The organism is Mycobacterium sp., assembly GCF_049673265.1.
In the GTDB taxonomy this organism is placed as follows: domain Bacteria; phylum Actinomycetota; class Actinomycetes; order Mycobacteriales; family Mycobacteriaceae; genus Mycobacterium.
Map to the genome: position 1 here is coordinate 1 of NZ_JBATXN010000570.1, position 8814 is coordinate 8814.

Sequence of the window (8814 nt, forward strand, 5' to 3'; positions counted from 1 at the left end):
GACGACCATCGACCACGACGGCACGTTTGCGGTGGGAACCGATATCGTGCCCGGGACCTACACCTCCGCTGGGCCGCAAGGCAAGGGCGTCTGCTACTGGAAACGGGTCGCCGGCGATGACGGCAAGCAGATGGTCGACAACGCGATGAGCAAAAAGCCGCAGGTCGTGCGGATCGAGCCGACCGACAAGGCATTCAAGACCGACGGTTGCCAACCGTGGCAGAAGAACGACGCGGCGGTCCCCGACCCCGGCAAGTCGCCAGAACAGGCAGGCCTGCCGCTGGGTATCCTCGGCTCGCTTCTCGGCGGCGGAGCGCCGCCGCCACCACCGCCGAAGCCGTAATGGCATAGCCGGTAGGGCAGCCTGGAGGGTATGGAGACCGTCGAATACGGCCCCGGTCGGTTGGCGGACGTTTCCGGTAAGCCCGCGCAACGGACCGTCTTGTTGTGGCACGGCCAGCAGGCCGACGCCCGTACCGCGGTCCGGCCACTCGCCGAGCTGCTGGTCGGCCATGGTTTAGGCGTCGTCGTACCCGACTGGAACTCCCATGCCGACGATGGCGGGCGCGCCGACCTGCTGCGCTCGGTGCGTTTTGCCCGTGAGCGCGTTGACGACCCCGATGCGTTAGTGCTTGTCGGTTGGTCGATGGGCGGTGTCGCGGCGGCCGGGCTGACGATTCAGGCGCGACGAGCCGATGTGGATTTCGCGCACACCGTCTGCCTCGCCGGGGCGTTCATGGTCACCGATCCGATCTTCGGGCGCGTGCCGGCCACTCAGCTCAAGCCGGAGGCGCGCCGTCGCCCCTTTACCCTGCTGCATGGCCGATGCGATGACGTGATTCCGGTCGCGGCGTCCCGCGAATTCGCTTCGGCCCTGCGCCGCAGCGAGTGGCCGGTGGAGGTGGTCGAGTTGCCTGCTGACCATGGATCGATCGCGGGCGCCCGCTACGACACCAGCGCCGACCGCTACGCGGCAGCCGATGATCCGGAGACTTTGGCCATCGCCGCCGACGTGGCGGCGCGCATCGCCGCCCTAACGGGTTAACCAGTCGCGCAGTTTCGCATAGACCACCGGGTGTGCATCCCCCGCACCAATGTGGTCAGCACCGACGACGCCTCCCCCGCCAGGCGCCCGACCGCCCGGATGTCACTGCGCTGCATACGGCCTCCCCTGAACTGCCGGTTTGGTAGTTCAGTATACAAGCGTTTACTGTAAGTGCTGGCTGCCTGAAGTGGGCAGGCTGAGGGGAGCGCTATGGACGCCACGTTTTCGATGGATCTGTCGGAGGAAGTGGTCCACGTCCGTGACTGGGTACATGAGTTTGCCGAGTCGGTTATCCGGCCGGCCGCCGCGGAGTGGGACGAGCGGGAAGAAACCCCGTGGCCGATCATCCAAGAGGCTGCCAAGGTGGGGCTCTACACCCCCGACCTCTTCGCCCAGATGGCGGCCGAATCCAGCGGTCTGGGCATGCCGACGGTATTCGAGGAAATGTTCTGGGGTGACGCCGGGATCGCACTGTCGATCATGGCCACCGGGCTTGCGGCGGCCGCACTGGCCGCCAACGGAACCCCGCAGCAACTCGGCGAGTGGCTGCCGGAAATGTTCGGCACCCCCGGCGACCCCAAGCTGGCGGCGTTCTGTTCGTCGGAACCGGGTGCCGGTTCCGACGTGGGAGCCGTCCGCACCAGGGCGAGGTATGACGAAGCCGCCGACGAGTGGGTGCTCAATGGCACCAAGACATGGGCTACTAACGGCGGGATAGCCAACGTCCACGTTGTGGTCGCGTCGGTGGAGCCCGAGTTGGGCACTCGCGGGCAGGCGACATTCATCGTGCCGCCCGGAACGAAAGGCTTGTCCCAGGGCCAAAAGTTCAAGAAGCACGGTATTCGGGCCTCCCACACGGCTGAGGTGGTCCTCGATGATGTCCGGCTTCCCGGTGAGTTGATCCTCGGCGGCAGAGAGCGTTTCGAGCGTCGAGTCGCCAAAATCCGGGAGGGCCATCGCACATCGAGCCAGGCGGCGATGATGACGTTTGAGCGCACCCGCCCAATCGTGGGTGCGATGGCGTTGGGCATCGCGCGCGCGGCCTACGAGTACGCGCTGGAATACTCTCGCCAGCGCGAACAGTTCGGCCGGAAGATCGCCGAGTTTCAGGCGATCGCATTCAAGCTGGCCGACATGAAAAGCCGCATCGACGCATCTCGATTGCTGGTCTGGCGGGCCGGCTGGATGCAACGAAACGACAAGCCGTTCACCTCAGCGGAGGGTTCGATGGCTAAGTTGCATGCCAGCGAGACCGCGGTGTACGTCACCGACGAAGCGATCCAAATCCTCGGCGGCAACGGCTACACCCGCGACTATCCGGTCGAGCGGATGCACCGGGATGCCAAGATCTTCACCATCTTCGAAGGCACCAGCGAGATTCAGCGGCTAGTCATCGCCCGAGCGCTGACCGGCCTGACGATTCGCTGAACTAGTGAGCTGCCGCGTGAGTCTCTTCGGCGGCGCCGTTGGTGGCCAGCGCTTCATCCCAGCCGTTCAGATTCTCCGCGCCGGATGACAGTGGGTGCTCGCTGTCCTCGAGACCTGCCACCGCGCGGATCGCCGCGATCAGCTGTTCGACCACTGGCGTTTCTTTATCGGTCGGGGTAGCCCCGGATTCGAGTTCGTTCGGCAGATCTGGGCGAAGTCCCATTCCGTTGGCCGCTTCGTGCGCGGACAGCTTCGCGTGGATGCGCGCGGTGTAGAGCTGTTGCCCCAGCGTTGCTCCGGGAGCGTCCGCGACACGCTCCATCAGATCGTCGTAGCGTCTGCGGACGTCGCTGAGCGCCATCATGACGGTGGGGCTCGGCCGGCTGTGGCTTGCCGCCTCGGTCAGAGCCGCGCGCAGTTTCCGCATGCCGGTGAGAACCACGTCGGCGCGTTTCTGAAACTTCTTGTCTTCCGGGAAAGGTAGCGAATCGATGGCGGCGCGGTACATGTGCATCGCCGCCTCAGCCAGATTCACAATGGTTTGCGCTTCACCTTCATGTGGATCGAATTCGGCCATAGCCCCTCAATTCTGTGAATGGTGTCCAGCTCAGGTCGACGGGTATCGGTAACGGCGTCGATCCGTGTAACGATAGTGCTCGCACATTCAACTGGCAGTCCGGCCCATGGGAGTGCCAGATGAGGAAGGGCGCGGTGAGCATCGACTACGTGCGGGACGGTCGCATCGTCACGATCACGATCAACAGACCCGAGACTCGTAACTCGCTCGACATGGCGCATTTTCGCGACCTTGCGCACGCATGGGCCGCCTTTCGCGATGACGCGGACGCGTGGGTCGCGGTGATCACCGGCGTGGGTCGCGACTTTTGCACCGGAGCCGATCTCAAAAAGTTCATTCCGGAGTTGACCGGCGATTTGCCCCCGCCAGCCGGATGGAACAAAATCGACGCGATTCACGCTGTCCTGCATCAGTTTCCGATCTACAAGCCGATCATCGCCGCGGTCAACGGTGTATGCGTGGCAGGCGGATTCGAAATGTTGACCTGTACCGATATCCGCATCGCTGTGCCCGAGGCACGGTTCGCCGTGATGGAACCGAAACGCGGATTGTTCGCGGGCGGCGGCAGCACCGTGCGACTGCCTCGCCAGCTGCCCTACGCGTTCGCGATGGAATTGCTGTTGACGGCGGACATGGTGGACGCCGAGCGCGCGCTCGCCATGGGGTTGATCAATCGCGTGGTGTCGGCGCACGAATTGATGAATACCGCTTATCAGTACGCCGAGCGAATCGCGGTCAACGCGCCGCTAGCCGTGTCGGCAACGAAGCAATCGGCTGTCGAGGGCATGGCACTTGATCTGGAATCTGCGTATGCCAACGAAACCCGGCACAGCGACCGTGTTTTCGCGACCGAGGACGCTAAAGAAGGGCCTCGGGCCTTCGCCGAAAAACGACCTCCGAAATGGCAAGGGCGCTAAGGGCTCAGTTCAGCGCGTAGAAGCGCTGCGCGTTCAGCCCGCTGATTTTCGCGCGGGCGGCCTCGCTGATGTCGGGGCGGGTGCGCAGGTGCTTGGTGCTCTCTGGCCACTCGCCGTCCCAATGCGGATAGTCGCTGGCGAACATGATGAAGTCGTCGCCGAGCACATCGATGACGCCGGGCAAGATCGGTTCCTCCGGTTCGCACGTCACGAAGATGTTGCCGGCCTGCACGTACTCCTGCGGGTCGCGTTGCCAGCCACGCTCGATCCAGTCGCCGCGCTTCTCGAAATGCTCGTGTAGCCGATCGATGAAGAACGGCACCCAGCCCACACCCGCCTCGAGGAAGGCCACCCGCAATTCCGGATGCCGATCGAAAACGCCGCCGGAAACCATCGCAGTCATGGCCGTCATCTGGTCGAACGGAAAGCTGATGCAGTGCACCTGGATGTAGTTGGTGAAGCGATCGACGCCGATCTTCGGCAGATGGATACCGGGCGCCCCGTGAATGCCGAGCGGCATATCGAGCTCGACCGCGGCAGCGTAGAACGGATCGAGGTCGGGGTGATCGAGGTTGCGCGTCTTGAGCGCCGGCGGAACGAGGGTGGACACCAGGCCGAGATCTTTGGCCTCCCGCATGACGTCGATCGCCGCCTCCCCGTGCTCGATCGGGGTGACCGCGACGCCGCGTAACCGGCCGCCCGCCGGGGCGCAGAAATCCGCGATCCACTGGTTGTACAGGCGCGCGAAGCCGGCGGCGAATTCCGGATCCTCGAGGCTGGGTGCGCACAGCCCCAAGCTGGGATACAGCACCATGGTGTCGATCTGATCGCGATCGGCGTCGCCCAATACGCCTTCGACCGACCTGCAGTTGATGTCCGCGGCCTTGCTGATTCCGTGCTCTGGCGGACAGCCGGCGCCCGGACCGCTGTCTTCGGGATAGTTGCGGCCCTCGATGACCAACCTGGGTTTTCCGTCGGCGCTCGCTCTGACGTGGTCCGGCCAGCGCTTCAGGGCCTCCATCGCGAGCGATGGGTTTTCGGCGACGTGTCCGTCGGCATCGATGATCTGCATGCTCCGAACCGTAATGGCTCGTGTAACACTGCGGTCATGGTTATCGCTATTGCCCGTCCCAAGCTGGAAGGCAACATCGCCGTCGGCGACGATCGCCAGCTGGGGTTCGCAGAGTTCGGCGACCCGCAGGGACGCGCCATCTTCTGGCTGCACGGCACCCCGGGTGCGCGACGGCAGATCCCGACCGAGGCCCGCGTCTACGCCGAGGAGAACCACATCCGGCTGATCGGGGTCGACCGACCCGGAATCGGGGCGTCCACGCCCTACCAATACGGCACCGTCGTCGCCTTCGCTGATGACCTGCGTACTGTCGCGGACACGCTGGGCATCGACAAAATGGCCGTCATCGGCCTATCCGGGGGCGGGCCCTACACCCTCGGCTGCGCGGCGGCAATGCCCGATCGCGTCGTTGCGGTCGGGGTGCTCGGCGGGGTCGCCCCAACCGTCGGCGCAGACGCCATCGGCGGAGGCGTGATGGCACTTGGCTCACTGATCGCCCCACTGCTCACTGTGGCCGGATTTCCGATCCGATGGGCGGCAGTAGCTTTCATCCGCCTGCTGAAGCCGGTCGCCGAGCCTGCGCTGTACCTCTACGCGCGCATCTCCCCCGAAGCCGACCGGGCCTTGTTGGTCCGGCCGGAGTTCAAGGCCATGTTCCTTGACGACCTGCTCAACGGTAGCCGTAAGCAGTTGGCAGCGCCCTTTGCCGACGTCGTCGCCTTCGCCCGGGACTGGGGTTTCCGGCTCGAGCAAGTGAAGGTCCCAGTGCGGTGGTGGCACGGCGACGCCGACCACATCGTCCCGTTCGCCCATGGAGAGCACGTCGTCGCGCACCTGCCCGACGCGGCGTTGTATCACCTGCCAGGTGAAAGCCATCTCGCCGGGTTAGGCCGCGCCGAGGAGATTCTGCAGACCATTGTCGAGCTCTGGGACAGCATCGAGAAGAGCTGATAAACACAGCAGGTGTCCGGAACGCCGCTCAGCTCCGATCAGCGCAACTCATTCGTTGCCGCGCTGCTGGGTTGGACGATGGACGCCTTCGACTACTTCCTTGTTGTGCTGGTCTATGCGGATATCGCAAAGACGTTCCACCACACCAAAGCCGAGGTCGCATTCCTGACAACGGCGACGCTGGTGATGCGCCCGGTGGGCGCGTTGTTGTTCGGGCTGTGGGCCGATCGGGTGGGACGGCGAATACCCCTGATGGTGGACGTGACGTTCTATTCGCTCGTCGGTTTCCTGTGTGCGTTCGCACCGAATTTCACCGTGCTGGTGATCCTGCGACTGCTATACGGCGTCGGGATGGGCGGTGAGTGGGGTCTGGGCGCCGCGCTCGCGATGGAGAAGGTTCCCGCGGAGCGACGCGGCTTCTTCTCCGGCCTGTTGCAAGAGGGCTACGCGTTCGGCTATCTGCTCGCAACGTTGGCGTCGCTGTTGGTGATGGACTGGCTCGGGTTGTCGTGGCGCTGGCTGTTCGGGCTGAGCATCATCCCGGCGCTGGTCAGCCTGATCATCCGGTACCGGGTCAAGGAGTCCGAGGTGTGGGAGGCCGAACAGCACCGAATGCGACTGACTCAGACCAGGATTCGCGATGTGCTGCGCCAGGCCGCGATCGTCCGCCGGTTCATCTACCTGGTGCTGCTGATGGCCGCCTTCAATTGGATGAGCCACGGCACCCAGGACGTCTACCCGACCTTCTTGAAGGCCACCCACAGCGGCGGCGCTGAGCTGTCCAGCACGACAGCGAAGTGGATCGCGGTGGTCTACAACGTCGGCGCCATCGTCGGCGGGCTGATGTTCGGCACGCTCTCCCAACGATTCGGCCGCAGGCACACCATCGTGTTCTGTGCGGTGTTGGGGCTGCCGATCGTGCCGCTGTTCGCCTTCTCGCACACCGCGGCGATGCTGTGCCTCGGTTCGTTTCTGATGCAACTCGTCGTGCAAGGTGCGTGGGGTGTCATTCCGGCGCATCTGACGGAAATGTCGCCGGATGCAATCCGGGGCTTGTACCCGGGGGTCACCTATCAGCTGGGCAATCTGATAGCCGCGTTCAACTTGCCGATCCAAGAACGGCTGGCCGCTGCGCACGGCTATCCGTTCGCTTTGGCGGTGACCATTGTGCCGGTACTGATCGTCGTCGCGCTCTTGACCGCGATCGGCAAGGATAGGACCGGAATCCGCTTCGGTTCTGAGCCAAGCGCTTACCCCGCTGGTGTCGGCGGCGGGAATTAGCTTGGGAAGGGAGCGCAGCCGATGACGGCATCAAGACGATTTCGGGAGCGCCGCCGATGACGCCTGGCCCGGCGGACGGCGTGGACGAATCTATCGTCGCGCTGCAGCTCATCCTGGTTTCGCTGGACGACGACACAGACGCCGATGCGCGCAACGATGCGATCAACGTAATCGCCAACGAAGTTGGCGAGTCCGAGGATCGTTGGCGCGTAATCGCGTTACGCGTTGCGAGGTTGGCTGGGCTATTTGCCGCCGGGATCCATGGCTCGCCCTCGTCCGAGGAGGCGCGTGTTAAAGCCCGCACGTCTGTGCAGAAGCTTTTGGTTGCAGCGCTCGACCAGCGCCGTGGCCCCGGCAAGTAGCCGATGTCGATAAGCCCGACGCGAGTCCTCGTCATTCAGCGTCACGCAGTGCCCGCCTCAGCAGATGCATCGCCACCGTCGTCGAGCGCTCCCGGACGTCGGCGCGGTTGCCGGGCAGTCGAAGCGTGCGAGTCGACGGCTGGCCATCGGCGAGTGCCACGGTGAAGCAGACCGTACCCACCGGCTTGTCGGCCGTTCCCCCGTCGGGTCCGGCGATTCCGGTGATTGCCACCGCGGTATCGGCGTCGAAGCGGCGTAGCGCGCCGGCCGCCATCGCCTCGGCCACCGGCTCGGACACTGCGCCATGTGCCTCGATCAACGCCGTATCGACGCCGAGCAACTCGGTTTTCGCCTCGTTGGCGTAAGCAACCAGGCCGCCTGCGATGTAGGCGGACGAACCGGCGCGCTCGGTGAGCCGGGCCGCCAGCAGCCCGCCGGTGCAAGACTCCGCCGTCGCTATCCGCCGCCCGGTCAACAGCTCTGCGACTTGGTCGTCGACTTGCGAGCCGTCTTCGGAATAGATGTGCTGCCCATGCCTTTCGCGGAGCAACTCGACCAGTTGGCTGTACACCTCGGCGTCGTCGGGCTCGTAACGGGTGACCACCTCGAGCTCACCGCGCCGCAAACAGGTGGTGATCTCCAGGGACTTGAAACCGGGCAGGCTTTGCTCGGCGTCGCGCAGGGTGTCGGCCAGGCCGGACTCGGCCAATCCGAACATCCGCACGGTGTCCTGGCGGTAGATCGTCCGGCCCGCGATGGCTTCCCGGACGGCGGGTGTCGCTACGGCGATCGACCACATCGGCTGCAATTCGCGCGGCGGCCCGGGCAGCACCACGACGGTCGGCTTTCCGGGAACGACAACACCCGGCGCCGTGCCCACCGGGTCCATCACCAGCGCCCCGGCCGGGACCATCGCTTGCTTGCGGTTGGCGGCCCGGACCGCCGCGAAATCGCCGCCCTCGATGCGAGCCATCAACTTTTCCAAGATCGCCGCGATCTTGGCCTCCAGCTCGGCATCGAGCACCAGGTCGCGTTCGCAGAACCGCGCCACGGTCGCCACGGTCATATCGTCGGCGGTCGGGCCCAGGCCGCCGCTGGTCACGATCAGGTCGACGCCCTCGGCTGCCAGGAAGCGCAGCTGCGCATCGATGTCTGCTTCGCGGTCACCGCAAATGGTGATG

The 8814-nt window shown here is 64.9% G+C and carries 9 protein-coding genes and 1 pseudogene; 7 read left to right on the top strand and 3 right to left on the bottom strand.

The annotated features are described in order from the left end of the window. From WBF82_RS19420 to WBF82_RS19430, 3 genes and pseudogenes are all read left to right on the top strand, one after another. Positions 1 to 343 (top strand): annotated as a pseudogene (locus WBF82_RS19420) (hypothetical protein); the annotation flags it as partial. Between the two features lie 30 nt (positions 344 to 373). Then, the gene (locus WBF82_RS19425) at positions 374 to 1045 is read left to right on the top strand and encodes an alpha/beta hydrolase (RefSeq protein WP_424384574.1); all 672 of its coding nucleotides are present in this window, start codon (positions 374 to 376) and stop codon (positions 1043 to 1045) included. A gap of 210 nt (positions 1046 to 1255) precedes the next feature. Beyond that, entirely contained in the window at positions 1256 to 2473 is a 1218-nt protein-coding gene (locus tag WBF82_RS19430) for an acyl-CoA dehydrogenase family protein (protein ID WP_424384575.1), read from the top strand. Position 2474: 1 nt separating this feature from the next. Here WBF82_RS19430 and WBF82_RS19435 read toward each other — a convergent pair whose 3' ends face one another. After that, complete coding sequence (locus tag WBF82_RS19435; protein WP_424384576.1) at positions 2475 to 3050, bottom strand: XRE family transcriptional regulator; 576 nt, start codon at positions 3048 to 3050, stop codon at positions 2475 to 2477. A gap of 119 nt (positions 3051 to 3169) precedes the next feature. Here WBF82_RS19435 and WBF82_RS19440 point away from each other — a divergent pair, with 119 nt between their 5' ends. Next, positions 3170 to 3967 carry an enoyl-CoA hydratase/isomerase family protein gene (locus tag WBF82_RS19440; protein ID WP_424384577.1) on the top strand — a complete coding sequence of 266 codons (798 nt, stop codon included), beginning with the start codon at positions 3170 to 3172 and terminating at the stop codon, positions 3965 to 3967. Positions 3968 to 3971: 4 nt separating this feature from the next. On the opposite strand, the gene WBF82_RS19445 is transcribed toward WBF82_RS19440, so the two are convergent. Continuing rightward, the gene (locus WBF82_RS19445; RefSeq protein ID WP_424384578.1) at positions 3972 to 5039 is read right to left on the bottom strand and encodes an amidohydrolase family protein; all 1068 of its coding nucleotides are present in this window, start codon (positions 5037 to 5039) and stop codon (positions 3972 to 3974) included. 36 nt (positions 5040 to 5075) lie between these two features. Between WBF82_RS19445 and WBF82_RS19450 the strand changes: the two genes are divergently transcribed. The 3 genes from WBF82_RS19450 to WBF82_RS19460 are packed head-to-tail and all read left to right on the top strand — an operon-like array spanning position 5076 to position 7633. Next, complete coding sequence (locus WBF82_RS19450) at positions 5076 to 5990, top strand: alpha/beta fold hydrolase (RefSeq protein ID WP_424384579.1); 915 nt, start codon at positions 5076 to 5078, stop codon at positions 5988 to 5990. A 12-nt stretch (positions 5991 to 6002) separates the two neighbouring features. Beyond that, positions 6003 to 7271, top strand: coding sequence for an MFS transporter (locus WBF82_RS19455; RefSeq protein WP_424384580.1), 1269 nt, complete (start codon positions 6003 to 6005; stop codon positions 7269 to 7271). Between the two features lie 56 nt (positions 7272 to 7327). Next, positions 7328 to 7633 (top strand): hypothetical protein, encoded by a 306-nt coding sequence (locus WBF82_RS19460; protein WP_424384581.1) that lies wholly within the window; start codon positions 7328 to 7330, stop codon positions 7631 to 7633. 31 nt (positions 7634 to 7664) lie between these two features. On the opposite strand, the gene WBF82_RS19465 is transcribed toward WBF82_RS19460, so the two are convergent. Then, a partial coding sequence (locus tag WBF82_RS19465; RefSeq protein ID WP_424384582.1) for a competence/damage-inducible protein A occupies positions 7665 to 8814 on the bottom strand: 1150 nt, incomplete at its 5' end.

What these genes read in the sequence shown, in the direction of transcription:
- WBF82_RS19445 (WP_424384578.1), bottom strand. Translation starts at nt 5,039, where the DNA reads ATGCAGATCATCGATGCCGACGGACACGTCGCCGAAAACCCATCGCTC.
- WBF82_RS19460 (WP_424384581.1), top strand. Translation starts at nt 7,328, where the DNA reads ATGACGCCTGGCCCGGCGGACGGCGTGGACGAATCTATCGTCGCGCTG.
- WBF82_RS19425 (WP_424384574.1), top strand. Translation starts at nt 374, where the DNA reads ATGGAGACCGTCGAATACGGCCCCGGTCGGTTGGCGGACGTTTCCGGT.
- WBF82_RS19440 (WP_424384577.1), top strand. Translation starts at nt 3,170, where the DNA reads ATGAGGAAGGGCGCGGTGAGCATCGACTACGTGCGGGACGGTCGCATC.
- WBF82_RS19430 (WP_424384575.1), top strand. Translation starts at nt 1,256, where the DNA reads ATGGACGCCACGTTTTCGATGGATCTGTCGGAGGAAGTGGTCCACGTC.
- WBF82_RS19450 (WP_424384579.1), top strand. Translation starts at nt 5,076, where the DNA reads ATGGTTATCGCTATTGCCCGTCCCAAGCTGGAAGGCAACATCGCCGTC.
- WBF82_RS19435 (WP_424384576.1), bottom strand. Translation starts at nt 3,050, where the DNA reads ATGGCCGAATTCGATCCACATGAAGGTGAAGCGCAAACCATTGTGAAT.